Origin of the sequence: Nonomuraea africana, assembly GCF_014873535.1 — a bacterium.
Lineage (GTDB): Bacteria > Actinomycetota > Actinomycetes > Streptosporangiales > Streptosporangiaceae > Nonomuraea > Nonomuraea africana.
The window spans coordinates 4,192,400-4,216,713 of sequence record NZ_JADBEF010000001.1 but is presented as its reverse complement, the minus strand read 5'-3'; the positions used below and the strand labels follow the sequence as shown (position 1 = coordinate 4,216,713).

The window sequence follows — 24,314 nt, the reverse complement described above, 5'->3', positions numbered from 1 at the left end:
GTGGATGCGATGATGCGTCCATGTCGATCCTGAGAAATCTCGTGGAGAGCGTGCGTTCCGGCGGCATCGAGGTCATCGACCTGACCGCGCCGCTCTCCGATCGGACGCCGATCCTCCAGCTGCCCGAGCCGTTCGGGAACGCCCTCCCCTTCCGGCTGGAGGAGATCAGCCGCTACGACGACCGCGGCCCCGCCTGGTACTGGAACGACATCCACACCAGCGAGCACACCGGCACGCACTTCGACGCGCCCGTCCACTGGGTGACCGCCCGCGAGGGGCAGGACGTCTCGCAGGTGCCCGTGCGGAACCTCCTCGCCCCCGCCGTCGTGCTCGACTTCGCCGCCGAGGCGGCCAAGGACCCCGACTTCCTGCTCGAGATCGACCACGTCCGCGAGTGGGAGCGGGCCAACGGGTCGCTGCCCGAGGGCGGTTGGCTGCTCTACCGCACCGGCTGGGACGCCAGGGCGGACGACGCGGACGGCTTCCTCAACGAGGGCCACTCGCCCGGCATCTCGGTCGAGTGCGCGCGCTGGCTGGCGGCCGAGAAGCCGATCATGGGCGTCGGCGTCGAGACCGTCGGCACCGACGCGGGCGCCGCGCACTCCTTCGACCCCGCCTTCCCCTGCCACTCCTTCCTGCTCGGGGCCGGCAAGTACGGCCTGACCCAGCTGCGCAACCTGGCCCGGCTGCCGGCCACGGGCGCGGTCGTGCTGGCCCCTCCGCTGCCCATCGTGGGCGGCTCTGGCAGCCCGGTCCGCGTGCTGGCGCTGGTGGAGCACGCGCGGTGAGCGTCGCCACGCTGGTCGGGCGGGTGCTGGCCGAGCTCGGTGTCGAGACCGTCTTCGGCGTGGTCGGCAGCGGCAACTTCCACGTCACCAACGCCCTCGTGGCGCACGGCGCGCGCTTCGTCGCCGCCCGCCACGAGGGCGGCGCGGCCACCATGGCCGACGCCTACGCCCGCATGAGCGGCAGGGTCGGCGTCGTCTCGGTGCACCAGGGCCCCGGGCTCACCAATGCGATGACCGGGATCACCGAGGCCGCCAAGAGCCGCACGCCGCTCATCGTGCTGGCGGGGGAGGCGACGGAGGCGCGCTCCAACTTCCACATCGACCAGGACGCGATGGCGCGCGCCGTGGGCGCGATCCCGTTCCGGATCCGCTCGGCGACGACCGCCGTCGAGGACGCCGTGGAGGCCTTCCGCACCGCCCGCGCCGGCGCGACCGTGCTGCTCAACCTGCCGCTGAACGTGCAGAACGAGATCGCGGGCCGGGGCGAGATGTGGAACGAGGTGTGGCGTCTGGTCGTCGAGAGCGCCCGCGCGGCCGCCTCCGTCACCCTGGAGCGGCCCGCCCCCGAGGCCGACGTGGTACGGCTGGCCCGGCTGCTGTCCGGAGCGGAGCGGCCGGTGTTCGTGGCGGGGCGCGGCGCCAGGCACGCCAGGAGCGAGCTGCTCGCCCTCGCCGACCGGGTCGGTGCCCTGCTTGCCACCTCGGCGGTCGCCAAGGGCCTGTTCAGGGGCAGCCCGTGGGACCTCGACATCAGTGGCGGCTTCGCCTCCCCACTGGCCGCCGAGCTGATCTCCGGCGCGGACGTGCTGGTCGGCTGGGGCTGCGCGCTCAACATGTGGACGACCAGGCACGGCAGGCTGATCGGCGAGCACACCAGGGTCGTCCAGGTCGACGTCGATCCGGCCGCCATCGGCGCGCACCGGCCGGTCGAACTGGGCGTCGTGGGAGACACCGCGTGGGTGGCGCGCGCGGCCGAGGCCGCCCTCGACGGCCCGCCCGCCCAGGGCTACCGGACGCCCGGGCTGGCCACCCGCCTGGCGGAGGGGGTGCGGTGGCGCAGCGTGCCGTACAAGGAGGAGGCGGGGGAGGGGCGGATCGACCCCAGGACGCTCACCATCGCCCTGGACGATCTGCTGCCGCCCGCACGCGTCGTCGCCACCGACTCGGGCAACTTCATGGGCTATCCGGCGATGTTCCTCGACGTGCCGGACGAGCGCGGCTTCTGCTTCACACAGGCCTTCCAGTCGATCGGGCTCGGCCTGGCCAGCGCGATCGGCGCGGCGGTGGCGCTGCCCGACCGGCTGCCCGTCGCGGCGCTCGGCGACGGCGGCGCGCTCATGGGGATCTCCGAGCTGGAGACGGTGGTGCGGCTCGGACTGCCGATGGTGATCGTGGTCTACGACGACGAGGCCTACGGGGCCGAGGTGCACCACTTCGGGCCCTCGGGGCACCCGCTCGACACCGTCACCTTTCCCGCCGTCGACCTGGCCGCGATCGCCAGGGGGTACGGCTGCGCAGCGGTGACCGTCAGGGAGCGGGCCGATCTGGGCGCGGTGGCCTCGTGGCTCGCGGGGCCGCGGGACCGGCCGCTGCTGGTGCACGCCAAGGTCGGAGGGGAGCGCGGCTCGTGGTGGCTGGAGGAGGCGTTCAGGGGCCACTGACGCGCGGGGTCACAACTTGCGGTACGCGGGCGTTCTCGGCCGCTGGTCACAGCTTGCGGTAGGTGCGGGCGTCCTCGGCCGCGGACAGCACCTGCGCCAGCGGGGCGCCCGCGGCTGCCGAGACGGCGGCCGCGACGGCGCCCTCGACGAACGGCACGTCGGCCAGGACCACCTTGCCGGGTTCCTCGAGGAGCCTGGCGGTCAGCACCGAGCTGCCGAGGTCGGGGATGAGGATCACGCCCTCGCCCTGGTCGACCTCGGCGATCGCGCGCTCGATGAGGTCGGCGCTGGTGCCGAGCGCGCCGTCCTCGGTGCCGCCGGCCGCGGCCACCCTGGCCCCTGTTCCGGCGATCTCGCGGGCGAGACGGGCCGCCTCACCCGCCAGAGCGGCACTGTGCGACACCAGCACGACCCCCACCACACCACTCACGCCCGCTCCCTCTGTGCTCGCTCTGGCCAGCGCCCCCTCGGGAAGCGCTCCCTCATGACGCGCACCCTTGGAACGCGCCCGCTAGGAACGCGCGCTCTTTGGATGCGTTCGCGGGGGGTTGCGCTCGGTCTGGATGTGCCCGCTGCGGGCGAGCGTTCATGGGTGCATGGCCGACACGATGAGGGCGGACGAGGCGGCGCCCGGGTCCTCGTGCCCGACGCTGCGCGGTCCGAGATAGCTGGCCCGGCCCTTGCGCGCCTGCAGCGGGATCGTCGCCTCCGCGCCCTCCGCCGCCGCGGCCGCCGCCCGGTCGAGCGCCTCACCCGGCTTGAGCCCGTCGCGGGCCGCCGAGCACAACGCTCGGGCCGCGGGCGCGAGCGCGTCGACCATCGTCTTGTCCCCCTCGGCGGCCTTGCCCAGGCGGGTCACCGACTCCAGTGCCGTGGCGAAGGCCGCGGCCAGGTCGTCGAGCGACACCTCCTGCGCGTCGCCGAGCGACTTGCCGAGCTGCCGGAACAGCGAGCCGTACAGCGGGCCCGACGCGCCGCCCACCCTGCGGATCAGCGTGTTGCCCACCAGCGTGAGGAGCTGACCGGGGGTGTCGGGCGGGGTGTCGGACATGGCCTGACGCACCGAGGTGAAGCCGCGGTCGAGGTTCGTGCCGTGGTCGGCGTCACCGATCGCGGCGTCGAGCCTGGTCAGCCGGTCGCGGTTGATCGCCAGCACGCGGATGATCTCCTGGATCCAGGCGGTGAAGAAGGTGACGTCCATTCACCGCCCCCAGCGCAGCGAGGGGGTCTGCACGGGCGCGTCCCAGAGGTCGGTGAGCTCCTCGTCCAGCTGGCACACGGTGATCGAGAAGCCCTGCATGTCCAGGCTCGTGACGTAGTTGCCGACCAGGGATCTGGCCACGCGCGCTCCCTTCCCCCTGATGTACGCCTCGACCTCGGCGAAGGCGACGTAGAGCTCGATCAGCGGGGTGCCGCCCATGCCGTTCACCATGACCAGCAGGTCGCCGGCCAGCGGCAGGTCCCCGTGGACGGCGTCCATGGCGACGGCCGCCAGGTCGCGGGCGGAGGCGAGGGGCGCGCGGCTGCGGCCCGGCTCGCCGTGGATGCCGATGCCCAGTTCGACCTCCGTCTCGGGCAGGTCGAACGTGGGCTTGCCGGCGGCCGGGACGGTGCAGGAGGTCAGCGCGATGCCGAACGAACGGCTGCGCGCGGCAACCGCCCCCGCCATCCTGGTCGCCTCCGCCAGCGGCGCGCCGGCCTCGGCCAGCGCCCCCGCGATCTTCTCCACGAACAGCGTCGCGCCCGTGCCCCTGCGTCCCGCGGTGTAGAGGGAGTCCTGGACGGCCACGTCGTCGTCGACGAGCACGCTCGCCACCGCCACGCCCTGCTCGGCGCAGAGCTCGGCGGCCAGCTCGAAGTTCATGACGTCGCCGGTGTAGTTCTTGATGACGTGGAGCACGCCCGCGCCGCCGTCGACCCGCTCGGTCGCCGCCACGACCTGGTCGGGGACGGGCGAGGTGAAGATCTCTCCGGGGCAGGCCGCGTCGAGCATGCCGTACCCGACGAAACCAGCGTGCAGCGGCTCGTGCCCCGAGCCGCCGCCCGACACCAGCGCCACCTTGCCCGCGCGTGGCGCGTCCGCGCGCCAGACGACTCCCGCCTCCACGTCCACGCGCAGCGCGGGATGCGCCGCGGCCAGACCCGTCAGCGCATCCGCGACCACGGAACCGGCGTCGTTGATGAGCTTCTTCATGCGCATGCTCCTGCCCGTTTTCTGAAGGGAACAAGCGATCTGGGGTACAGGCGTGGATGACAGCCCGTACGACGCCGGCCCCTTTCCTGTCTACGCCCTCATGCGCGCGGAAGCGCCCGTTGACCGCAATCCTGACCTGGAGTTCTGGGAATTGTCCAGACATGCGGACGTCTCTTCCGCTCTGACACTTCCAACGACCACGCCCACGGCCGTCAGGGCGCGGGGAATCCGGCTGCACCTCGACGTCAGGGTCTCCAGGGGCGCGGTGGGCGAGGAGCGGTGGGCCAGGGTCACCGCCGAGGCCGAGCGGCTCGTCGCCGCGGGGGCCACCCGGGTGGCCGTCTTCGACGATCATCACGTGGTCATGGCCGATCCCGAGGGCAACGAGTTCTGCCTGTGCTGAGCGCTCGATGAGTGCGTTACCTTCTGCTCATGGCTGAGATCGTGTACCCACCGGTGATCGCCACCGCGCGGGCCCTCTTCCGGATCATGGACTACCGCTTCCACCTGGAGGGGACCGAGCACATCCCGCGCTCAGGCGGAGCGGTGCTGGTCAGTAACCACATCAGCTATCTCGACTTCATCTTCGCCGGCCTCGGCGCGCTGCCGTCCAAGCGGCTGGTGCGCTTCATGGCGAAGGAGGAGGTCTTCAAGCACCGGATCTCGGGGCCGCTCATGCGCGGCATGCACCACATCCCCGTCGACCGGGGCGCCGGGGCCGGCTCCTACGCCACCGCCCTGCGCATGCTGAAGGCGGGCGAGATCGTCGGCGTCTTCGCCGAGGCGACGATCAGCAGGTCGTTCACGGTCAAGGACATCAAGAACGGCGCCATCCGCATGGCGCAGGCCACCAAGGTGCCGATGATCCCCATGGCCCTGTGGGGCAGCCAGCGACTGTGGACCAAGGGCAGGCCCAAGCAGCTCACCCAGCGGCACGTGCCGATCACGATCCTGGTGGGCGAGCCGATGTATCCCAAGCGCGGCGACGACATGACCGAGCTGACCACGGAGCTGCACACCAGGATGTCCGGCCTGCTCGACCGGGCGCAGCGGACCTACCCCGAGATCCCGCCCGGCGTCTGGTGGCAGCCGGCGCATCTCGGCGGCACCGCGCCCACGCCCGAGGAGGCCGCCGCCATGGACGCCGCCGAGGCAGAGCGCCGTAAGGAGTAGGAGCGCCGGTGTTCGGGATCGTCCGCCCGTGCCGCCACGCGCTGTGCGGCGGGCTGTTCAGTCAGTGGATGGCGCACCTGTGCGGCCTCTGCCTCGCACTGCGCGACGAGCACGGTCACGCCGCTCGGCTGGTCACCAACTACGACGGGCTGCTGGTCTCGGTCCTGACCGAGGCGCAGACCCCGGCCGCCGCGCCCCGCCGGCGCGCCGCCCCGTGCGCGCTGCGCGGTTTCAGGAGCGCCGACATCGTCGAGGACCAGGGCGTACGGCTGGCCGCGTCGGTCTCGCTGGTCCTGGCCGCGGGCAAGGCGCGCGACCACATCGCCGACGGCGACGGCCTCTACCGCCGCCGCCTGGTCGCGGCGGCCGCCGAGCGCGTGGCCGCCCGCTGGTCCCTGGCGGGCAGCCGGACGGCGGCGGCGCTCGGCTTCGACCCCGAGCCGCTCACCCGCGCGGTGGCGGAGCAGGCCAGGCTGGAGCGCCTGCCGGGCCTGGGGCTGCTCGAGCTGACCGCGCCCACCGAGGAGGCGGTCGCCGCCGCGTTCGGGCACACCGCGACCCTGGCGGGCAAGCCGCACAACAGGCGGACGCTGGAGGAGGTGGGCCGCTTCTTCGGCCGGCTGGCCCACCTGCTCGACGCGGTGGAGGACCTTTCCCGCGACCGCGCGGCGGGCGCCTACAACCCCCTCCTCGCCACCGGCGCCGATCTCGTGACCGCCAGGCGCCACTGCGACGACGCGCTTCTCGGGTTACGCCTGGCCGTGGACGAACTGGACCTGGAGCGGCGCGGCCTGACCAGGGCGCTGCTGGTGCGAGAGCTCGCCCACGCCGTCACCCGCGCCTTCGCGGAGGCCGAACCCGGTACTCCGGAGCGCACCAAGCGGCGGCCGCCCGACCCCGGAGGGCTCCTGTCGCTGGCGTGCGCGTCGCTGACCTGCTGCACCTGCGGCCTGTACCGGCCCGCGTGGGACGAGGAGCACGACAAGAGCTGCTGTTCGCGGTTCGACTGCAGCGGCTGCGACGCCTGCGGCAACTGCGGCAATTGCGGTGAATGCTGCTCCTGCTGCGGTGAGGGCGGTTGCTGCGACGGCTGCGGGTGCGATTGCTAGCCGGGCCTCAGATGGCTTCCTGGTAGGTGCCGGCCGGGCGGACGCTGGCCAGCATCCCCGCCACCTGCTGCGGCGTGGGACGGCGGGCGGGGTCGTGGTGCAGCAGCCCCTCGATGATCGGGCGCAGCATCCCCGCTCTGCGCGGCCGGGGGAAGCCGGCCTGGCGATACAGCTCGAGCACGCTCGCGGCGTCCTTGCCGGGGTACGGCGGCCGCCCCTCGACCGCGCTGTAGAGCGTCGCGCCGAAGGACCACATGTCGCCCTCCTTGGTGGCGATGCCCCCCGAGAGCCGTTCGGGCGCCATGAAGGCGGGGGTGCCGCGCAGGCCGCCCGAGCGGCTGGAGGTCAGGTCCGCCTCGGCGGTGGCGATGCCGAAGTCGGTCAGCACGACCCTGTCGCCGGTCAGCATCACGTTGGCCGGCTTGACGTCGCGGTGCAGCACGCCCGACTTGTGGGCGTGGCGCAGGGCGCTCAACAGGTGGCGGCCGAGCCCCGCGACCGAGGTGTCGGGAAGGGTGCCGACCTGGGAGAGCAGGTCGTGCAGGGACAGGCCCTCGAGATACTCCATGACGATCCAGAGCCGCCCCTGCTCCTCGACCAGGTCGTGGACGGTGACGATGCTGGGATGGGTCAGCCTGGCCGCCAGCCTGGCCTCGCGCAGCACGCGCCTGCGCACCGCCTCGGCCTCGCCGACCAGCGTCAGCTCCTTCAACGCCACCTCGCGGTGGAGCAACTGGTCGAACGCGCGCCATACCACGCCCATGCCGCCCCGGCCGGCCTGCTCGCCCAGCCGGTACCGTCCGCCGATCTCCCGCATGCTGTCCCCTCGTCGCTAGGGGTAATCATGTCAAATGATCGCGAAGGATATGCCGCCTCGGCTGATCTAGATATGAGGTGGTTTATGAGGACGCAGGTCAGAGCGGGGTAAAGGCCGAGTCGGAGTCCCAGATCACTTTCCCTGACGCGTCGAGGAGGACGGCGTTGCCGTCGTCGCGCAGGATCAGCTCGCTTCCCTGGCCGCTTGCCATACCGGATCTGAAGGAGATCAGGTGGCGTCTGCGGTCACGGGCGGCGCGGTAGACCACCAGCGCGCCCTCGGGCTGGAGCACGCAGACGCTGCCGGGCTGCGGGGAGGTCATCCTGGCCCTGCGCCGGGGCACGCCCTTCTCCGAGAGGGTCAGCACGCCCTTGTCGGTGAGCTCCAGGGTGTGGGCGCCGTTGGGCGAGCGGATCGGGAAGCCGTGCTCGATGGACTCGAAGCTCCTGATGCGGTTGTAGGAGGCCTGCCTGATCTCGGTGCCCGTGCAGGGCGACCAGACGGGCCGGCCGTCGGGGCCGTAGACGACGAGGTTGCCGTCGTCGTGCAGGACCAGGCTGGAGCCCTCGGGATGGCGGAAGGCGGGCTCGGGCCAGACGACGCCCTGGGTGTTGGCGACGCGCAGGGAGCGCTTGCGGTCCATGCTGAGCTTCCCGCCCGGCACCCAGTGGTCGGTGGCCCACAGCGGCGTGCCGTTCTTGTCGCTGGGCAGCGTGCCCTGGTCGTACAGGACGACGTTGCCGTCCTTCTGATACTCCAGCTTGAACTCCCGCCAGCCCTGCGCGGTCTTGCGCGACAGGAGCCGGTCGCCCGGGTTCATCGACTCGCCTGACTTCAGTAAGCGGGTTCGCTCGGCCATGTCAATCAGACAGCCACAGGTACCGCCTTGTGGGCAAGGGCCCTCGCGACAAGGGGCATGACCGCCAGGCACATCGCGACGGCGCCGACGAAGACCACGGGCAGCCCCGCCAGGCCGCCGACCACGCCGCCGAGCGCCGCGCCCAGCGGCTGGCCGCCCATCCCGATGAGCCGGTAGGCGGAGTTGACGCGGCCGAGCAGTTCCTCGGGGATGATGCGCTGGCGCAGCGAGACGACCAGCACGTTGCCCGCCGCGCTGGTGGCGCCGAGCAGCGCGCCCGTGACGTAGACGGCGGGGAGGGTGGGGGACACGACCGGCAGCAGGAGCATCAGGCTGTTGACCGTCCAGAGCGTGACGAGCGTCCTGCCCTCGCCGAACACGACCGTCAGCCGGTTCGCCAGCAGCGAGCCCGCGATGGCGCCGACCGCCAGGACCGCCATCACGACGCCGTACTGGCCGGTGGTCATGCCGATCGCCGAACCCTCGCCCACCGCCCACAGCACGAACACCGCGAAGTAGGCCGAACTGCACATGTTCATCACGCCGGCCCCGATGGCGAGGTCGCGGACCGGCCGGTGGCGCACCAGGTACCGCAGGCCGGTGGCGATGTCGGCGCGCAGCGGCGCGGTGGAGACCTTCGCCGGGGCGAAGGCGCCGCGCATGCCCAGCAGGAGCAGCCCGGCGGCGGTGTAGAGCAGCGCGGGCGCGCCGAACACGGCCATCGGCGCGACGCCCACCAGGAGCGCGGCCACCGGGCCTCCGACGAAGCTGTTGCCGATCGTCTGCACCGCCACGATGCGCCCGTTGGCTCGGCCGAGCGACTCCTTCCCGACGGTCATCGGCAGGACGCTCTGCGCCGAGGTGTCGTTGAAGACCTCGCACGCCCCCGCCACGAGCAGGATCGCCAGCAGCACCGGCAGGCTCAGCACGTCCATGGCCACGGCGGCGGCCGTGGCGGCCAGGGCCGCGGCGCGGACGAAGGAGGTGATCACCATGATCCGGCGGCGGTCGGCCCGGTCGGCGACCGCTCCCGCGTGCAGCGCCAGCAGCAGCCACGGCAGCGTGGTGGCGACGCCCACCAGCGAGACCAGCGTGGGGTCGCGGGTCAGGGTGATGGCCAGCAGCGGCGCTCCTGTCAACAGCATGCCGTCGGCGAGGTTGGAGGAGGTGGTGGCGGCGAGCAGGTATCGGAAGGAGCGGCCCACGGTCTATCCTCTTTGCATAGGAAGTTGTGCATAGATTTCTTTGCAAAGATAAGGCTGCACACTGTGGAACGCAAGACCACGAGGGAACTCGACGCGCAGGCGCTGAAGGCGTTCACGCATCCGGTGCGCATGCGGATGTACGAACTGCTGGAGGAGTACGGCGCGGCGACCGCGACGATGCTGGCCGCGCGGATCGACGAGAACACCGGTGTGACCAGCTACCACCTGCGGCAGCTGGCCAAGCACGGGCTCATCGTCGAGGTGCCGGAGAAGGCGAAGGGCAAGGAGCGGTGGTGGCGCGCCGCGGGCTTCAGCACCGACACCGACAAGTTCAGGAAGGATCCCGAAACGGCGGAGGCAGCGGAGGTGCTCATGGCGGGCATCGTCCGCCAGCGCCACACCGACCTGCTCCGCTGGATCGAGCTGTCGCGCGAAGTATCCCGCGACTGGATCGAGGCGAGCACCCACACCAGGCGGTCGCTGCGGCTCAACCGCGCGCACCTGGCCGAGCTGGGCAGGCGGGTGCAGGAGCTGATCGACGCGCTGGACGACGACGAGGACGGCGAGCACGTCGTGATCCAGTTCGACGCCTTCCCGCTACGGCGCGACTTCGAGGACTAGCACGGCCGCTCTCCGCCCAGGACCTCGGCCAGGCAGTGGCGCAGCCGGGTCAGGGCCTCGTCGAGCCGTTCGGTGGGGATGGCGCCGAACCCCAGGATCAGGCCGGGCCCGCCGCGGCGGGGACCGGCTCCAGCCAGGCCGGACCGGTCATCATCGGCCCGCGCCGCCGCCCCCGTCGCCGGTGGCCGGCTCGGCGGGGCGGGCCCAGCGTTCGGTGAAGAGCCCGGCGCCGGGCGGGCGGCCGGGCAGGGGCTCGGTGTGGACGGCGCGCAGGCCGTCCACGGCGATGCGGACGAGGCGCGCGCGAGCCTCTTCGGCCGCCCCGAGGAGGTCGTCGCGGCCCTGCTTGCGGAGCTGGTCGAGCAGCGGTGAGCAGCCGAGCTGCTCGATCAGCAGTGAGACGTCGACGGCGGTGACGTCCGCCCTCAGCACGCCGGCCTCGTGGCCGCGGGCGACCAGCGCGGCCAGCAAGTCGTCGCCCCTGGCGCTGCTCGCCCGCATCTGCTCGGTGACCTCGATGGTGCCGGCGACGGGCGCCAGCGTCCCCTGGCCGAACTCCACGCAGGCCGTGACGAAGCCGCTCAGCCCGCGCCACGGATCGTCGTCGGCGAGGGCGCGCTCGGCCGCCTCGATCCAGTGCTCGAGGGAGAGCGCCGACAGCCGCTGGAAGAGCTCCTCCTTGGTGCGGTAGCGGCGGTAGAGGCTGCCGATCCCGACCCCGGCCCTGGCGGCGATCGAGGCGACCGAGGCGTGCGCGCCGTCTGCGGCGAGCACCTCGCGAGCGGCCTGGAGAAGGGCGCGGTCGTTGCGTTCGGCCTCGGCCTGCCGCCTGCCGCGCTGCCTGGATGCGGTCATGCCGCTCATCCTACCAATTGCGGAGCGAATCGCTCCGCTGTATGGTGAGCGCGTTGCGGAGCATTTCGCTCCGGTTTGAGGGGGGCCGCTGTGCGCGCTGACACTTCCGCCCGGGCGGATTCGAACATCGTGCCGCTGGCCACGACGTTGCTGGTGGGCGCGATGGCGGCGCTGCTCGACACCACGATCGTCGCGGTGGCGCTCGACGAGCTCGGCGGCGACCTGGCCGCGCCGGTGACGGTGATCCAGTGGGTCACCACGTCGTACGTGCTGGCGATGACCGCGGTCATCCCGGTGGTGGGCTGGTCGGTGGGCCGGTTCGGGGTGCGCGCCATGTGGCTGGTGGCGCTCGCCCTGTTCCTGCTCGGCTCCGTGCTGTCGGGGGCCGCCTGGTCGGCGGGCTCCCTTGTCGGGTTCAGGGTGCTGCAGGGGCTGGGCGGCGGCATGATCCTGCCGTTGACCCAGCTCACGCTGGCCAGGGCCGCCGGACCCGACCGCCTGGGCAGGGTCATGGGCGTCGTCGGGCTCGTCGGCCAGCTCGCCCCGATCTCGGGGCCGATCCTGGGCGGCCTGCTGATCGACGGCTGGGGCTGGCGCTGGGTCTTCTTCGTCAACGTGCCGATCGTCGTCGTCTCGATGGTCATGACCTGCCGCTGGTTCCCCCGTGACGAGGAGCGCTCCGGCCGAGGCCTCGACGTCGTGGGCCTGATCCTCCTTCCGTCGGGGGTGGTCGCGCTGCTCTACGCGCTGACCGGCTTCGAGACCGGCGAGGGGATCGGCCTGCCGCCGTTGGTGGGGGCCGGGGGAGCGGCGCTGCTGGCCGTCTTCGTCGCCAGGTCGCTGCGCCGCAGCGGGCCGAGCCTGCTCGACCTGCGGCTGTTCGCCGACCGCTCCTTCAGGGGCGGGACGCTGATGATGTTCGTCCTCGGCGTCACGACGTGGGGGCCGATGTTCCTGCTGCCGCTGTACTACCAGCAGCTTCGCGGCCTGTCGGCGTTCGACGCGGGGCTCGCGCTCGCCCCGCAGAGCGTCGGCCTCGGCCTGGCGTTCCTGCTGGTGGGCCGGTACGCCGACCGCATGCCCACCAGGCCGCTCGCGCTCGCCGGGATGGCGGTGGCCGTCGCCGGCACGATCCCGTTCGCCTTCGCCACGGCCGGCAGTGACCCGGTCCTGCTTGGCGCGGCGCTGCTGGTCAGGGGCGTCGGGTTCGGCGTCGCCAGCCTGCCCGTCAGCATCGCGCTCTACCGGACGCTCCGGCCGGCGCAGATCCCCGACGCCACCAGTGCCGGCAACGTCGTCCAGCGCGTCGGCGCCGCCACCGGCACGGCGCTGATGGCCGTCCTCCTCCAGAGCGGCTTCACCCCCGCCCTCACCTGGATGCTCGTCCTCACCGCGGTGGGCCTGGCCGCCGCGGTGGCCCTGCCGGGCCGTCCCTCCTGATATCGAAAAGAGGGAACTGTGATCAGAGTGGCCGTCATCATCGGAAGCACGCGTCCTGGACGCAACGGGGAAGCCGTGGCCCGCTGGGTCCACGATCTCGCCGTCAAGCGCGGCGACGCCGAGTTCGAGATCGTGGATCTCAAGGAGATCGGCCTGCCGTACCTGGACGAGCCGATGCCGCCCGCCATGGGCAGGTACGAGCACGCGCACACCAGGGCGTGGGCCGAGACGATCGCCTCCTTCGACGCCTTCGTGTTCGTCACGCCGGAGTACAACCACTCGATCTCGGGGGCGCTGAAGAACGCGATCGACTTCCTGTACGCCGAGTGGAACACCAAGGCCGCCGCGTTCGTGAGCTACGGCAGCGCCGGCGGCGTCAGGGCGGTCGAGCACCTGCGCCTGATCATGGGCGAGCTCGAGGTCGCCGACGTGCGCGCCCAGGTCTCGCTGTCGCTGGCCGCCGACTTCGAGGACTTCAGCGTCTTCCGGCCGGCCGCGCACCAGGAGGACGCGGTCGTGGCCATGCTGGACCAGCTCGTCGCCTGGGCCGGCGCCATGAGAAGCCTGCGGACCTCGGGGGAGTCGGGAAACTCGGGGGACTTGGGGGCCTCGGTGGACTCGGGGGCTTTGGTGGACTACGCCGCCGCGTCCGTCGGCGACTCGTAGCGGACCCCGGTGAGCCGCTCCGACAGCTCCCACAGGCGGCGCGCGGTGACGGCGTCGTGGATGGCCCGGTGCCCCTGACGGGACGTGGGCGCGCCCCTCATTTCCAGCAGGCCGTCGGGGGCGATGTAGCTGCCGCCCGGCAGGCCGGCGACCGTCGCCGCGTGGAGCGAGGTCCGCGCACCGCCCTCGGTGGGCTGGAAGGCCAGCCGGACGAGCAGCCGCATGAGCCCCTGGTACAGCCGGCCGCGCCCGGTGTTGGCGCCCCCGGTGAGCACGTTGGTCCTGGTGAGTCCGGGCGCGACGGCCATGCTGCGCAGGGGCAGGCCCGCCGCCGTCATCCGGCGCTGCAGCTCGACCGCGAAGTAGAGGTTGGCCCGCTTCGACTGCACATAGGCGAAGGGCGCGCGGTAGCGGCGCTCGGCGTTGAGGTTGGTCAGGTCGAACCTGGCGAAGCGCTGGCCCTCGCTGCTGACCGTGACCACCCGGGGCTCGCACGCGGCCAGGAGGCACGGCAGCAGCAGTCCGGTCAGCGCGAACGTCCCGAGGTGGTTGACGCCGAAGTGCGTCTCGAAGCCGTCGGCGGTCCTGGCGAACGGGACCATCGCCACGCCCGCGTTGTTGATCAGCAGGTCGAGCGCGCCGAGATCCCATCCGGCGGCGAACGCGCGGACGGACCCGAGGCTGGACAGGTCGAGACGGCGCAGCTCGGCCCGCGCGCCCGGTGTCTCGGCGAGGAGGCGGGCGAGCGCGCTCGTCCCGCGTTCGGGGCTCCGGCAGGCCAGCACGACGTGTGCGCCGGCGCGGGCCAGCTCGCGGGCCGTGACGTAGCCGATGCCGCTGTTGGCGCCGGTCACCACGGCGATCCGGCCTGACTGGTCGGGGATGCGGATGTGCGTCATGAAGTGCCCCTCTCTTTGCAACTCCAAGTTGCGATAGTCTGATCGTGGCATCCTGTCATCGTGTAACGCAACTTGGAGTTGCAATGGATTCTGAGTCTCCCCGCTCCCGGCAGGTCGGCCGCGGCGAGAAAGTGCGCGCCGCCGTCCAGGCCGCGACGCTGGCCGAGCTGGTGGAGAAGGGCTACGCCGCGCTCACCGTCGAGGGCGTCGCCCTGCGGGCCGGGGTGCACAAGACGACGCTCTACCGCAGGTGGAAGGACAGGGAGAGCCTGGTCGCCGACGCGCTGGCCGATCTGTCGGCCATGGACGTGCCGATCCCCGACACGGGCTCCGTCGAGAGCGACCTGGGCGAGCTCGCGCGCTCGCTGGTGCGCATGATGACGGGCCCGACGGGGCGGGCGCTGCTGGCCGCGATGTTCTCGGGCGCCGCCGACGTCCCCGGCATCGCCGAGGCCAGGCGGCAGGTCTTCGACGACAGGTTCAGGCGGGCGGAGCCGGTGGTCACGCGGGCCGTCGAGCGGGGCGAGCTGCCCGAGGGGACCGACCCCCCTGAGCTGCTCGAGGCCCTCGCCGCGCCGGTCTACTTCAGGCTGCTCGTCACCGGCGAACCGGTCGACGAGAGCACCGCCGAGCGGGCGGCGCGGGTCACCCTGGCGGCGGCGCGCGCCGGCGAGCTGCGGCGCCGCTGACCGCGCGCGGCCGGTTCGCCGGCCGCGCGCGACGCGGGGCTCTGTCAGTCGGCGATCAGCCGGTGACCACCGCCGCGACCAGCCGGAGCCCCGCCCGCTCGATGTAGACGTCCCAGCCGAGCCGCTCGCAGCGCCGGACCTCGATGTTCGGCTCCTCGGCGATCCGGACCGGCACGGTGGGCTAGGGACGCAGCCTCACCGGGAGGGCGGTCAACCGGTTCCCCTGGATGCCGCCGAGGTCGGTCTGCCGGAGTTCGGTGTACGGCACGGCGAGGCGGGCGCCGGGGAAGTCGGTCCTGAGGACCTCCACGACCGCGCGCAGTTCGAGCTGGGCGAGGTGAGCGCCGGTGCAGTAGTGGGGACCTGCGCCGAAGGTGAGGTCCGGCCCGATCGAGCGGCCGGGATCGGTGTTGATGCCCTGGATGTCGATGAGGATCGGGGAACGGGCGGGCAGCCGCACCTCGGCGAGGTCGAGGTCGGTGGAGGCGAAGCGCCAGAGGGTGAAGGGCGCGGGCGCGTGCAGGCGCAGCGTCTCCCGGACGAACTCGTCGGTCGCGCTCTCCTCCGCCGGGCGGTCGGCGTCGAGGACGCGCGCGAGCAGGAATCCGAGCGACGGGTCGGTGGTGAGCTGGCCGGCGTAGATCAGAGTGAAGAGCAGGTAGTGCAGCTGTGAGTCGGTGATCTCGTCGGGGACCTGCGCGCGGAGCTCTACGGCGAGGCCGTCCCTGCCGTCGCTCAGCGCGGCGGCGGCCAGCTCCGCGAAGGCGGCCATCGCCGTGCCCACCTCTTCGGGTTCGGCGCTGTACATGCGCCGGCAGGCCGCGATGGCCTGGTCGACCCGGTCGAGCGGGACGCCGAGCACGTCGCAGACCACGGTGAGGGGAAAGCGCGTGGTGAAGTCGGCCATCAGATCGACCGTTCCCCCGGTGCCGTCTCCATCGTCGGCGAGTTCGGTGAGGAGTTCGCGGGCGAATGTCGTGATCCGTGCGGAGTAGTCGCGCATCCGCCGGGCGGTGAAGAGCGGGGCGTGCGCCCGGCGCAGTCGCGTGTGCGCCGGGCCGTCGAGCGTGGTGAGCGAGGGCTGCGCGGCGGCGGTCGGTTCGAGACCCGCGATCCGCGGGTCCCAGCTCGCCGGCGCGTAGGCCGGGTCCTTCACGATATGGGGATGGACGAGGGCCTCCCTGGCCAGCGCGTCATCGGTGATGATCCACACCGGGCCGCCGGCCGGGGCCTGCGCCCGGACGATGGGACCCGCGGCGCGCAGGGCGGCACGCGCGGGATGGGGCTCGCCGACCTTGCGGGTGGTGACGGCGAACGGGTCGACGGTGGCCTGGGGCGCGTCGGTCATCATGTCTCCTCGGAGTCGTTCGGGTCTCGACCGGGGTCCGGTCGCCAGGTCCGGGCGGCTTTGCTCGGGGTCACTCGTGGGGCGCGTTCGCGCGCCTGGGCAGCAGGAGCATGAGCGCCGCCGCGGCGAGGTAGCAGGCGATCTGCCAGGGCAGGATCGTGGCGAAGGCGTCGCCGTACGCGAGGAGGCTGGTGGCTCCTTCGGAGAAGGAGCCGGCCAACCGGGTGAAGAACGCCACGCCGAGGACGGCGACGCCGAGCGCGTTGCCGACCTGGGTGACGGTGGTGAGGACACCGCCCGCGGCGCCCGCGTCCTTGGCGGGCACGCCGGCGAGAACGACGTTGATCAGGGACGGGGCGGTGAGCCCCAGGCCCAGGCCGCCGAGGAACAGCGGCGCGGCCAGCGTCCAGTACGAGGGCGCGGCGCCGTCGCGGACGACCAGGAGCAGGACGACCTGGGAGGCGGCCAGGACCAGGGCGCCGGACATCAGGAGGGCGCGGCCGGCGCGGTCGGCGAACTGGACGCCGATCCCTGAGGTGATGATCGAGCCGATGGCATAGGGCAGGATCACCAGGCCGGTCTCCAGCGCGGTGCGTCCGGTGCCGAGCTGGAGGTAGAGGGAGAGCAGCAGGAAGTAGGAGCCGAGCGCCCCGAAGAACAGCAGGGAGGCGGACAGGCCGCCGGCGAAGGCGCGCACGCGGAGGAGGGCGGGATCGAGGATGGGCTGCTCGCCGCGTGCGACCAGCCGCCGCTGCCTGACCAGGAACAGGGCCGCCACCGGGACCAAGAGCGCGAGGATGACGAAGCCCCACCAGGGCCAGCCCCAGTCGCGTCCCTGCACCAGGGGCAGGAGCAGGAGCACCGCGGAGGCGGCGGCGAGGGCCGCGCCCGGCAGGTCCAGCCGGGTGTCGCCCGGCACGCGGGACTCGGGCATGAACCTGGCTCCCAGGACCAGTCCGACGATCGCGATCGGCACGTTCACCCAGAAGATCGCACGCCAGCCCAGCCCGAAGAGGTCGGCTTCGACCAGGACTCCACCGAGCAGCGGTCCGGCCACCGAGGCCAGTCCGAGGACCGCGCCGTAGGCGCCGAGCGCCTTCGCGCGAGCGGCGGGCTCGAACGAGGCGCGGATGATGCCGAACACCTGCGGGATCATCAGTCCGCCCGCCAGGCCCTGCACGACCCGCGTGGCGACCAGGACACCGGGGTTCGGCGCCAGCCCGCAGCCGGCCGAGGCCAGCGTGAACGCGGCCAGCCCGAGCAGGAACACGCGGCGGCGGCCGAACTGGTCGCCGATGCGGCCGCCGGTGATCAGGCCTGCTCCGACGGCAAGCGTGTACCCGGCCAGCACCCACTGGAGTGCGGCTTCACCGGCGCCGAGGTCCTGGGCGATCGCCGGGGCCGCCACGCTGACGATCGTGGCGTCGAGGAGCTCCATGAAGTCCGCGATGAGGATCACGGCCAGAACGACGACCGCCGTACGCCCGGAGAGGAGGGCGGAGGTCGCTGGGCCGCCGCCGCTGGAGCGGGTGGATGTGGGCATGCTGCGCTGCACTCCTCGATGTCGGGGGTGATGGCATAATATGATTGCGTCGCGCAGTAGTTGCGCGGCGCAGTAAACGTAGCATGAATTATCTGCGTCACGCAGCAATCGAGGATGGAGTGGGCGCACGATGACGAAGCCGGTCCCGGAGCGGGAAGCGCTGCTCGACGAGCTCACGAGAGACGCCGTGCCCGGCTGGGCGATCCTGGTCGTGCAGCTCAACAGCGTGGTCGCCGGCCGGCTGGGCGTCACCGACACCGATGTGCAGTGCCTGCACGTGCTGGGCCGGCACGGCCCGGCGACGCCGAGCGTGCTGGCCAAGCACGTGAACCTCACGACCGGATCGGCCTCACGCATGATCGACCGGCTCGTCGCCGCGGGCTGCGTCCGGCGGGTGGCCGACCCCGGCGACCGCAGGCGGGTGCTCATCGAGCCCACCGAGTACGGGCTGGACAGGGTCGGCGCCGCCTACGCGGGACTGATCGCCCGCACCCTGGACGACCTCGGCGACTTCTCCGACGAGGAGCTCGGCGCCATCCTCCGCTTCCTGCGAACCGCCGAGCGCAGCACCACCGCCGAGATCCACCGCCTGCAGTCCGCGCCCGGCGAGGAGGAGAGCCCGTAGCCCGCCGATCACTGGCGGCTGTCTCGGCGGCGGGTCGTGTCACGTCGAGCGCTGCTGCCGGAGGCCGTGGCAACCGGCGGTGAGGCGGCCGGCCATCTCCGCGGGCAGCTCGATCCAGGGGCTGCCGACCGTGAGGACGAACAAGTCGTATACTGCCCGGCTCAAGGATTCCGACTTGAGCCGGTACGCCAAGGTGACTCATGACGACGCTCGCCCAGCTTCGCAAGACCGCGCTTTCCCTCCCCGAGACCGCCGAGCAGGCCATTCGGTTCGGCATGGTCGCCTTCACTGTGCGCGACAAGCGGTTCGCCTCGATCGGCAAGGACAACCATGTGCAGCTCCACCTCCCCGCGGAGGAGGCGGACGAGGTCCTCGCGGCGCACCCGACCGCTGAGCGGCTGACCCGCGGTTCGACGCCGATCGGCGTACGCGTCCCGCTCGGGCACATCAACGGTCAGCAACTCAACCACTGGGTCCGTCGCGCCTGGCTCGCCCGCGCTCCGAAGCGGCTCGCGGAGCAGGTGACCGCGGGGGACGCCGCGGTTCCCGGTGAAGCCGGTGACCTGCCCAAGGCGATCGGAAGACCCGCCACGCAGGCACTCATCAGCGCCGGCCGCGCCACTCTCTCCCAGGTCGCCGAACTGACTGAAGCCGAACTGCTGGCAATGCACGGAGTCGGCCCCAAGGCCGTGCGCACTCTCAGTGAGGCACTCAGCGCAACCGGACGCCGGCTCAAGGCCTGAAGCAAGACCTCCACACAGCGAGATGCTCGGCTGGAGTTGGCCGGCCGAGGGTTTCTCGGTCTGGCGTTCAACCGCTTTCTTCGCTGCCCCGTCGCCGCCGCAAAGCCGTGTAGCCCTGGCACCTTGTGCTGGGTGCCAGGGAGTGGCGGAGACGAGACGCGGCAGGTGGATCAGGGGTAGATGTATGCGATGTCGGCCCGGTCGTTGCCCGAGCCGAGGGCATCCGCCTTGTACCAGGCCCGTGAGCGGTTCAAGGTCGCGGCGCCGTCATAGATCGCTCCGCCCGCTCGGGCGGACTGGTTGTTCTCCAGGGCGCTGGCGATGTCCTGCCGGCCGTAGTCGGACAACTGGTACATGTCGTAGTTATAAAAGGCGATCATGAGGCCGTACCCGCTGGCAGGCCACTCGCGCTCCAGGGTGCCCACGAAGCCGGCCTCGTCCGTCCTCCGCCCACCAGAAGAACGTCGCTTTCCGCATCGGGGGACTTTCTGGGTGATCTACAGGAGGCCGGGACAGCCTAGCGCCTGCCGTACAGGAAAGATCACCCTCAGCCTTGATGAGGCAGGCACAGGTCGTCTCTGAGCTCGGACTGCTGCGGGCGGCCCTACGGTCCCGGCTCGATGCGTCGGCTGTGAGCCACATCGCCGACGCCCCGGAACTCGAAGAGGAGTTTCCGGGGCGTCGCGATCATCTTCACATCGGGCTGCTGCCATCCCGTCCGAGGGAGGTCAGCCCATGTGCGGGTAGCGGTGGTCGGTCGGCGGGACGAAGGTCTCCTTGATCGTGCGGGCGTTCACCCAGCGGATCAGGTTGAAGATCGAGCCGGCCTTGTCGTTGGTGCCCGAGGCCCGCGCGCCGCCGAACGGCTGCTGGCCCACGACCGCCCCCGTCGGCTTGTCGTTGATGTAGAAGTTGCCCGCGGCGAACCGCAGCCGCTCCGACGCCGAGGCGATCGCGTAGCGGTCCTGGGCGATGATCGACCCGGTCAGCGCGTACGGCGAGGCCGACTCCATCTGGTCGAGCACCGTGTCGAAGCGCGAGTCGTCGTAGACGTGGACGCCGAGGATCGGCCCGAAGTACTCCTTGACGAAGATCTCGTCCGTCGGGTCGTCCGAGGTCACGATGGTCGGCTTCACGAAGTACCCGGCGCTGTCGTCGTAGGAGCCGGTCAGCAGCTCCAGCGAGTCGAGCGAGGAGGCCCTGTCGATCGCCGCCTTGTGCTTGGCGAAGGCCCGGGGGTCGATGACCGCGCCCATGAAGGTCGACAGGTCGGCCGCCACGTCGCCCACGGTCAGCGACTCGGCCGTGGCGACGACGTCGTCCTTGATCTGCGACCAGATGGAGCGCGGGATGTAGGCGCGCGAGGCCGCCGAGCACTTCTGGCCCTGGTACTCGAAGGCGCCGCGGATCAGCGCGGTCGAGAGCACCGCGGGGTCGGCCGACGGGTGGGCCAGGATGAAGTCCTTGCCGCCCGTCTCGCCCACCAGGCGCGGGTAGCCGTGGTAGCGGGAGATGTTGGCGCCGACCGTGGACCACAGGTGCTGGAAGGTCGCCGTGGATCCGGTGAAGTGGATGCCGGCGAGCGCGGGGTGCGTCAGCGCCGCCTCCGACACCCCCTGCCCGTTGCCGGTGACCAGGTTGATGACGCCAGGGGGCAGCCCCGCCGCCTCCAGCAGCCGCATCGTGTGGTGCGCGGCGAACTGCTGGGTGGGCGACGGCTTCCACACCACGACGTTGCCCATGAGGGCCGCCGAGGTGGGCAGGTTGCCGGCGATGGCGGTGAAGTTGAACGGCGTGATCGCCAGCACGAAGCCCTCGAGCGGGCGGTACTCCATGCGGTTCCACACACCGGGCGAGGAGGACGGCTGGTCGGAGTAGAGCTGGCGCGCGTAGGCGACGTTGAAGCGCAGGAAGTCGATCAGCTCGCAGGCCGCGTCGATCTCGGCCTGGTACGCCGACTTGGACTGCCCGAGCATCGTGGCCGCGTTCAGCGTGGCTCGCCACGGCCCGGCCAGCAGGTCGGCGGCCTTGAGGAAGATCGCCGCCCGCTCGTCGAAGGAGAGCGCGCGCCACGCGGGAGCGGCCTCCAGCGCGGCGGAGATCGCCTCCCGCACGTCCTGAGCCGTAGCGTCGTTGGTACGGCCCAGGACGGCGGCCTTGTTGTGCGGCTGCACGACGTTGATCGCCGCGCCGCCGCCCATCTTCTCCACGCCGCCGATCGTCATGGTCAGGTCGATGGAGGACCCGGCCAGTTCCTTGATCTTGTTTTCCAGCGTGGTGCGCTCCGCGCTGCCCGGCGCGTAGCCGTACACCGGCTCGTTGGCCGGGGTCGGGACGTTGCTGATCGCATCCATGATCACTTACCCCCAAGGGCACGAAGGAAGAAGGCGACGTTGGCGGGGCGTTCGGCCAGACGTCGCATGAAGTAGCCGTACCAGTCGTCGCCGTAGGGCACGTAGACGCGGACGGTGTGGCCGGCGCCCGCGAGAGCTTCCTGCTTGTCGGTCCTGATGCCGTAGAGCATCTGGTACTCGTAGTCGCCCACCGAGCGCGAGAAGCGGTCGGCGAGAAGCTCGGTGATCGCGATGAGCCGGTCGTCGTGCGTGGCCACCATGGGGTAACCCTTCCCCGCCATGAGGGTCCGCAGGCATCGCACGTAGGCCTTGTCCACCTCGGCCTTGGACTGGTGGGCGACCGAGGCGGGCTCGCGGTAGGCGCCCTTGACCAGGCGCACCCTGCTGCCGGCGGTGGCCAGGTCACGGCAGTCGGCCTCGCTGCGGAACAGGTAGGACTGGATCGCGACGCCGGTGGAGGGGAAGTCCTCGCGCAGCGAGCGCAGGATGCCCAGCGTGGAGTCGACCGTGGTGTGGTCCTCCATGTCGAGGGTGACCATGGAGCCGTTGAGCGCGGCGGCCTCGCAGATCTCGCGGGCGTGGTCGAGCGCCATGGAGTCGCCGAGCTCCTGCCCGACGGCCGACAGCTTCACCGACACCTCGGCGCGGGCGCCGAGCGCCAGGGGGCGCAGCTCCTCGAGCAGCGTGATGTAGGCCTTGGCGGTCGCGGCGGCGGCGCCCGCGTCGCGCGTCTCCTCGCCCAGGTGGTCGATGGTGACGGTCAGACCGCCGTCGACCAGCCGTTGGACGGCCGCGCTCGCCTCGGCGACGGACTCGCCCGCGACGAACCGGTCGACGACCTTTCTGGTGAGCGGCAGCCCGGACACCGAGCGGCGCACGAGGCTGCTCCGCGATCCGGCGAGGAGAAGTTGACCCAGCATGCTTACAGGCTAAAACCCCTGCTCAAGATGCGCCCATTGACGTCCGTAACGCGGGATGTGGCAGGCTGTCATACACATGCACAAGACCGATGACCTACAGGAAATCGTCGACGAGACGGCCCGTCTGCTCGGGGTCTCCGCGACGCTGGAGGACCGCTCCTTTCGGCTGCTCGCCTACGGCGCGCAGCACGGCGACATCGACGCGGTCCGCCAGGAGTCCATCCTGCGCAGGCGCGCCAGCAGCGAGGTGCGCGACTACTTCGAGCAGTTCGGCATCGCCAGGGCCGAGGGGCCCGTCCACATCCCGGCCAGCGAGACGCTCATGGCCAGGGTGTGCGTGCCGCTCAGGCACACCGGGGTGACCTACGGCTACCTGTGGCTGCTCGGCGAGCTGGCCGACGCCGCGCTCGAGCGCATCCGCCCGTTGATCGCCAGAGCCGCCTCGCTCCTGGCCCAGGAGGCGCGCAGCCGCCACGACCTCGGCAGGGAGCTGGCCGCGCTGCTGTCGGCCGACCCCGAGGAGCGGGCGGGGGCCGCGCTCGACCTCGCCGGGCCCGTGACGGCGATTGCCGTGAGGGAGTCGGCCGAGCGGGTGGCCGCGCTGTGGACTCTGCCGCGCGGCGTGCTGGCCCGGGCCGGCCAGCCGGTCGCCGTGCTGGCCCCCGCGCACCTCGCCGGCGAGATCGCCGGCAACCTCCAGAGCATGTACGGCACCGCGGCCGGCCTCGGCGCGTCCCGGCAGGACCCGGCCGACGCCTGGCAGAGCTGGCGCGAGGCGCGGCACGCGCTGCGCATCGCCGAGCACTTCCCCCGCTTCCACCCGGTCGCCAGGTGGGCCGAGCTCGGCGTGCACCGGCTGCTGGCCAGGCTCGGCACGGCCGACCTGCGCGAGCTGGCGGAGGAGACCGCGCCGCTCGACGGCGAGCTGGCGCACACCGTGGAGACCTACCTCGACCTCGGCGGCCACGCCCAGAAGGCGGCGGCGGAGCTGGGCATCCACCGCCAGACCCTCTACTACCGCCTCGGCAAGGCCGAGCGCCTGACCGGCCTCGACCTGGCCGACGGCGACGACCGGCTCGCCGTCCACCTCGGGCTGAAGGCGGTCAGGTTGCTCCCGTGAAGCGGTAGACCTTCACCCAGTCGACGTACATCGACACGGTGTCGGGCGTGGTGGCGTTCCTGCACGGCGACCACTCGTTGCAGACGACGTCGTTCTGCAGGGCCAGGCCCATCTTGCGGCCCTCGGGCACGTGCGGGCCCGTGTAGTCCCAGACCTTCTCCCCGTCGAGCCAGAACGTCAGCCGTCCGGGCAGCCAGTCGACGGCCACCGTGCGCCACTGGGTGAAGTCGGCGCGCAGCTGCTTCTGCGCCCGCTGCCGGCCGGCGTGCACGAAGATGCCGCCGCCCTGGCGCTTCGGGTCGATGATCTCGGCGAAGTCGATCTCGGCGTAGTCGCCGTCGCTCTGCCGGTCGGGCCACAGCAGCGCCACCGGCGTGTAGCCGGCGCCGCGCTCGGCCTTGAACCTGACCTCCCACCTGCCGTACTGCTGCGACATGCGCGTCGCGACGCCGCCGGACAGATCCTTGCCGCCGTAGAAGCCGCCCTTCAGCCGCAGCACGCCGCCGGAGACGGAGGTGGCCTTGCCGGTGCGCGGGTTCGTCTCGGCGCCGGGGGAGTCGTAGACCATCCACCTGCTGGTGCCGAGCGAGTCGAAGCTCTCGGTGAAGACCGGTTGGAAGGGCCCTGACGGGGCGGGCGTCACGAGGAGCGACGCCGCCACCAGATAACCAGGAATCGACATGCG

At 71.9% G+C, this 24,314-nt stretch carries 27 protein-coding genes; 12 read left to right on the top strand and 15 right to left on the bottom strand.

Going from position 1 to position 24,314, the window contains the following annotated elements:
* The first annotated feature begins 20 nt into the window (after positions 1-20).
* Positions 21-788 carry a cyclase family protein gene (locus H4W81_RS19930; RefSeq protein ID WP_192776197.1) on the top strand — a complete coding sequence of 256 codons (768 nt, stop codon included), beginning with the start codon at positions 21-23 and terminating at the stop codon, positions 786-788.
* Positions 785-2,449 carry a thiamine pyrophosphate-binding protein gene (locus H4W81_RS19925; protein ID WP_192776196.1) on the top strand — a complete coding sequence of 555 codons (1,665 nt, stop codon included), beginning with the start codon at positions 785-787 and terminating at the stop codon, positions 2,447-2,449. Before H4W81_RS19930 ends, H4W81_RS19925 begins: the two co-directional genes overlap by 4 nt.
* Before the next feature lie 46 nt (positions 2,450-2,495).
* Here H4W81_RS19925 and dhaM read toward each other — a convergent pair whose 3' ends face one another.
* The 3 genes from dhaM to dhaK form a co-directional block, all read right to left on the bottom strand.
* The gene (gene dhaM, locus H4W81_RS19920) at positions 2,496-2,879 is read right to left on the bottom strand and encodes a dihydroxyacetone kinase phosphoryl donor subunit DhaM (RefSeq protein ID WP_318781836.1); all 384 of its coding nucleotides are present in this window, start codon (positions 2,877-2,879) and stop codon (positions 2,496-2,498) included.
* A 156-nt stretch (positions 2,880-3,035) separates the two neighbouring features.
* On the bottom strand, positions 3,036-3,650 hold the full coding sequence (gene dhaL / locus H4W81_RS19915; RefSeq protein ID WP_192776195.1) for a dihydroxyacetone kinase subunit DhaL: 615 nt from the start codon (positions 3,648-3,650) through the stop codon (positions 3,036-3,038).
* Positions 3,651-4,643: a dihydroxyacetone kinase subunit DhaK gene (dhaK, locus tag H4W81_RS19910; protein ID WP_192776194.1), complete on the bottom strand. Its 993-nt coding sequence runs from the start codon at positions 4,641-4,643 to the stop codon at positions 3,651-3,653.
* A 52-nt stretch (positions 4,644-4,695) separates the two neighbouring features.
* Between dhaK and H4W81_RS19905 the strand changes: the two genes are divergently transcribed.
* The 3 genes from H4W81_RS19905 to H4W81_RS19895 are packed head-to-tail and all read left to right on the top strand — an operon-like array spanning position 4,696 to position 6,925.
* On the top strand, positions 4,696-5,046 hold the full coding sequence (locus H4W81_RS19905; RefSeq protein WP_318781835.1) for a VOC family protein: 351 nt from the start codon (positions 4,696-4,698) through the stop codon (positions 5,044-5,046).
* Between the two features lie 29 nt (positions 5,047-5,075).
* Positions 5,076-5,816: a lysophospholipid acyltransferase family protein gene (locus tag H4W81_RS19900; RefSeq protein WP_192776193.1), complete on the top strand. Its 741-nt coding sequence runs from the start codon at positions 5,076-5,078 to the stop codon at positions 5,814-5,816.
* An 8-nt stretch (positions 5,817-5,824) separates the two neighbouring features.
* Entirely contained in the window at positions 5,825-6,925 is a 1,101-nt protein-coding gene (locus H4W81_RS19895) for a DUF5685 family protein (RefSeq protein WP_192776192.1), read from the top strand.
* Positions 6,926-6,932: 7 nt separating this feature from the next.
* On the opposite strand, the gene H4W81_RS19890 is transcribed toward H4W81_RS19895, so the two are convergent.
* The 3 genes from H4W81_RS19890 to H4W81_RS19880 all read right to left on the bottom strand — a co-directional run bounded on the left by H4W81_RS19890 (position 6,933) and on the right by H4W81_RS19880 (position 9,806).
* The gene (locus H4W81_RS19890; protein WP_192776191.1) at positions 6,933-7,742 is read right to left on the bottom strand and encodes a serine/threonine-protein kinase; all 810 of its coding nucleotides are present in this window, start codon (positions 7,740-7,742) and stop codon (positions 6,933-6,935) included.
* A gap of 97 nt (positions 7,743-7,839) precedes the next feature.
* Entirely contained in the window at positions 7,840-8,601 is a 762-nt protein-coding gene (locus H4W81_RS19885) for a hypothetical protein (protein ID WP_192776190.1), read from the bottom strand.
* A 5-nt stretch (positions 8,602-8,606) separates the two neighbouring features.
* Positions 8,607-9,806, bottom strand: coding sequence for an MFS transporter (locus H4W81_RS19880; protein ID WP_192776189.1), 1,200 nt, complete (start codon positions 9,804-9,806; stop codon positions 8,607-8,609).
* Positions 9,807-9,869: 63 nt separating this feature from the next.
* Between H4W81_RS19880 and H4W81_RS19875 the strand changes: the two genes are divergently transcribed.
* Positions 9,870-10,427, top strand: coding sequence for a helix-turn-helix domain-containing protein (locus tag H4W81_RS19875; protein ID WP_192776188.1), 558 nt, complete (start codon positions 9,870-9,872; stop codon positions 10,425-10,427).
* Positions 10,428-10,577: 150 nt separating this feature from the next.
* On the opposite strand, the gene H4W81_RS19870 is transcribed toward H4W81_RS19875, so the two are convergent.
* Positions 10,578-11,282 (bottom strand): TetR/AcrR family transcriptional regulator, encoded by a 705-nt coding sequence (locus tag H4W81_RS19870; protein ID WP_192776187.1) that lies wholly within the window; start codon positions 11,280-11,282, stop codon positions 10,578-10,580.
* Between the two features lie 90 nt (positions 11,283-11,372).
* Here H4W81_RS19870 and H4W81_RS19865 point away from each other — a divergent pair, with 90 nt between their 5' ends.
* Together H4W81_RS19865 and H4W81_RS19860 are read left to right on the top strand one after the other, a co-directional pair.
* A complete protein-coding gene (locus H4W81_RS19865; protein ID WP_318781834.1) occupies positions 11,373-12,722 on the top strand; it encodes an MDR family MFS transporter in 1,350 nt (449 codons plus the stop codon).
* 18 nt (positions 12,723-12,740) lie between these two features.
* A complete protein-coding gene (locus H4W81_RS19860) occupies positions 12,741-13,388 on the top strand; it encodes an NADPH-dependent FMN reductase (protein WP_192776186.1) in 648 nt (215 codons plus the stop codon).
* Here H4W81_RS19860 and H4W81_RS19855 read toward each other — a convergent pair.
* A complete protein-coding gene (locus tag H4W81_RS19855) occupies positions 13,358-14,287 on the bottom strand; it encodes an oxidoreductase (protein ID WP_192776185.1) in 930 nt (309 codons plus the stop codon). The two genes, H4W81_RS19860 and H4W81_RS19855, sit on opposite strands and share 31 nt — an antisense overlap.
* 83 nt (positions 14,288-14,370) lie before the next feature.
* On the opposite strand from H4W81_RS19855, the gene H4W81_RS19850 reads away from it, so the two are divergent.
* A complete protein-coding gene (locus tag H4W81_RS19850; protein ID WP_225958704.1) occupies positions 14,371-14,976 on the top strand; it encodes a TetR/AcrR family transcriptional regulator in 606 nt (201 codons plus the stop codon).
* 181 nt (positions 14,977-15,157) lie between these two features.
* Here the strand turns inward: H4W81_RS19850 and H4W81_RS19845 are convergent, their stop codons facing one another.
* Both H4W81_RS19845 and H4W81_RS19840 read right to left on the bottom strand, forming a co-directional pair.
* A complete protein-coding gene (locus H4W81_RS19845) occupies positions 15,158-16,327 on the bottom strand; it encodes a cytochrome P450 (protein ID WP_225958703.1) in 1,170 nt (389 codons plus the stop codon).
* Between the two features lie 67 nt (positions 16,328-16,394).
* Positions 16,395-17,867 (bottom strand): MFS transporter, encoded by a 1,473-nt coding sequence (locus H4W81_RS19840; RefSeq protein WP_192776184.1) that lies wholly within the window; start codon positions 17,865-17,867, stop codon positions 16,395-16,397.
* Positions 17,868-17,997: 130 nt separating this feature from the next.
* Between H4W81_RS19840 and H4W81_RS19835 the strand changes: the two genes are divergently transcribed.
* The gene (locus H4W81_RS19835; protein ID WP_192776183.1) at positions 17,998-18,492 is read left to right on the top strand and encodes a MarR family winged helix-turn-helix transcriptional regulator; all 495 of its coding nucleotides are present in this window, start codon (positions 17,998-18,000) and stop codon (positions 18,490-18,492) included.
* Positions 18,493-18,531: 39 nt separating this feature from the next.
* Here the strand turns inward: H4W81_RS19835 and H4W81_RS48695 are convergent, their stop codons facing one another.
* Entirely contained in the window at positions 18,532-18,657 is a 126-nt protein-coding gene (locus H4W81_RS48695) for a hypothetical protein (RefSeq protein WP_264083176.1), read from the bottom strand.
* 35 nt (positions 18,658-18,692) lie between these two features.
* On the opposite strand from H4W81_RS48695, the gene H4W81_RS19830 reads away from it, so the two are divergent.
* Positions 18,693-19,235: an MmcQ/YjbR family DNA-binding protein gene (locus H4W81_RS19830; RefSeq protein ID WP_192776182.1), complete on the top strand. Its 543-nt coding sequence runs from the start codon at positions 18,693-18,695 to the stop codon at positions 19,233-19,235.
* A gap of 170 nt (positions 19,236-19,405) precedes the next feature.
* Here H4W81_RS19830 and H4W81_RS19825 read toward each other — a convergent pair whose 3' ends face one another.
* The 3 genes from H4W81_RS19825 to H4W81_RS19815 all read right to left on the bottom strand — a co-directional run bounded on the left by H4W81_RS19825 (position 19,406) and on the right by H4W81_RS19815 (position 22,509).
* Positions 19,406-19,660, bottom strand: a complete 255-nt coding sequence (locus H4W81_RS19825) for a hypothetical protein (RefSeq protein ID WP_192776181.1) — start codon at positions 19,658-19,660, stop codon at positions 19,406-19,408.
* A gap of 303 nt (positions 19,661-19,963) precedes the next feature.
* Complete coding sequence (gene pruA / locus H4W81_RS19820) at positions 19,964-21,589, bottom strand: L-glutamate gamma-semialdehyde dehydrogenase (RefSeq protein WP_192776180.1); 1,626 nt, start codon at positions 21,587-21,589, stop codon at positions 19,964-19,966.
* 2 nt (positions 21,590-21,591) lie between these two features.
* On the bottom strand, positions 21,592-22,509 hold the full coding sequence (locus tag H4W81_RS19815) for a proline dehydrogenase family protein (protein ID WP_192776179.1): 918 nt from the start codon (positions 22,507-22,509) through the stop codon (positions 21,592-21,594).
* Between the two features lie 76 nt (positions 22,510-22,585).
* Between H4W81_RS19815 and H4W81_RS19810 the strand changes: the two genes are divergently transcribed.
* On the top strand, positions 22,586-23,629 hold the full coding sequence (locus H4W81_RS19810) for a PucR family transcriptional regulator (RefSeq protein ID WP_192776178.1): 1,044 nt from the start codon (positions 22,586-22,588) through the stop codon (positions 23,627-23,629).
* Here the strand turns inward: H4W81_RS19810 and H4W81_RS19805 are convergent.
* On the bottom strand, positions 23,613-24,311 hold the full coding sequence (locus H4W81_RS19805; protein ID WP_192776177.1) for a glycoside hydrolase family 16 protein: 699 nt from the start codon (positions 24,309-24,311) through the stop codon (positions 23,613-23,615). The two genes, H4W81_RS19810 and H4W81_RS19805, sit on opposite strands and share 17 nt — an antisense overlap.
* Positions 24,312-24,314: the final 3 nt, after the last annotated feature.

Coding starts and splice junctions, on each gene's coding strand:
- H4W81_RS19930 (WP_192776197.1), top strand. CDS start 21: ATGTCGATCCTGAGAAATCTCGTGGAGAGCGTGCGTTCCGGCGGCATC.
- dhaL (WP_192776195.1), bottom strand. CDS start 3,650: ATGGACGTCACCTTCTTCACCGCCTGGATCCAGGAGATCATCCGCGTG.
- dhaK (WP_192776194.1), bottom strand. CDS start 4,643: ATGAAGAAGCTCATCAACGACGCCGGTTCCGTGGTCGCGGATGCGCTG.
- H4W81_RS19900 (WP_192776193.1), top strand. CDS start 5,076: ATGGCTGAGATCGTGTACCCACCGGTGATCGCCACCGCGCGGGCCCTC.
- H4W81_RS19890 (WP_192776191.1), bottom strand. CDS start 7,742: ATGCGGGAGATCGGCGGACGGTACCGGCTGGGCGAGCAGGCCGGCCGG.
- H4W81_RS19885 (WP_192776190.1), bottom strand. CDS start 8,601: ATGGCCGAGCGAACCCGCTTACTGAAGTCAGGCGAGTCGATGAACCCG.
- H4W81_RS19870 (WP_192776187.1), bottom strand. CDS start 11,282: ATGACCGCATCCAGGCAGCGCGGCAGGCGGCAGGCCGAGGCCGAACGC.
- H4W81_RS19855 (WP_192776185.1), bottom strand. CDS start 14,287: ATGACGCACATCCGCATCCCCGACCAGTCAGGCCGGATCGCCGTGGTG.
- H4W81_RS19850 (WP_225958704.1), top strand. CDS start 14,371: ATGGATTCTGAGTCTCCCCGCTCCCGGCAGGTCGGCCGCGGCGAGAAA.
- H4W81_RS19845 (WP_225958703.1), bottom strand. CDS start 16,327: ATGATGACCGACGCGCCCCAGGCCACCGTCGACCCGTTCGCCGTCACC.
- H4W81_RS19840 (WP_192776184.1), bottom strand. CDS start 17,867: ATGCCCACATCCACCCGCTCCAGCGGCGGCGGCCCAGCGACCTCCGCC.
- H4W81_RS19835 (WP_192776183.1), top strand. CDS start 17,998: ATGACGAAGCCGGTCCCGGAGCGGGAAGCGCTGCTCGACGAGCTCACG.
- H4W81_RS19830 (WP_192776182.1), top strand. CDS start 18,693: ATGACGACGCTCGCCCAGCTTCGCAAGACCGCGCTTTCCCTCCCCGAG.
- pruA (WP_192776180.1), bottom strand. CDS start 21,589: ATGGATGCGATCAGCAACGTCCCGACCCCGGCCAACGAGCCGGTGTAC.
- H4W81_RS19815 (WP_192776179.1), bottom strand. CDS start 22,509: ATGCTGGGTCAACTTCTCCTCGCCGGATCGCGGAGCAGCCTCGTGCGC.
- H4W81_RS19810 (WP_192776178.1), top strand. CDS start 22,586: ATGCACAAGACCGATGACCTACAGGAAATCGTCGACGAGACGGCCCGT.
- H4W81_RS19805 (WP_192776177.1), bottom strand. CDS start 24,311: ATGTCGATTCCTGGTTATCTGGTGGCGGCGTCGCTCCTCGTGACGCCC.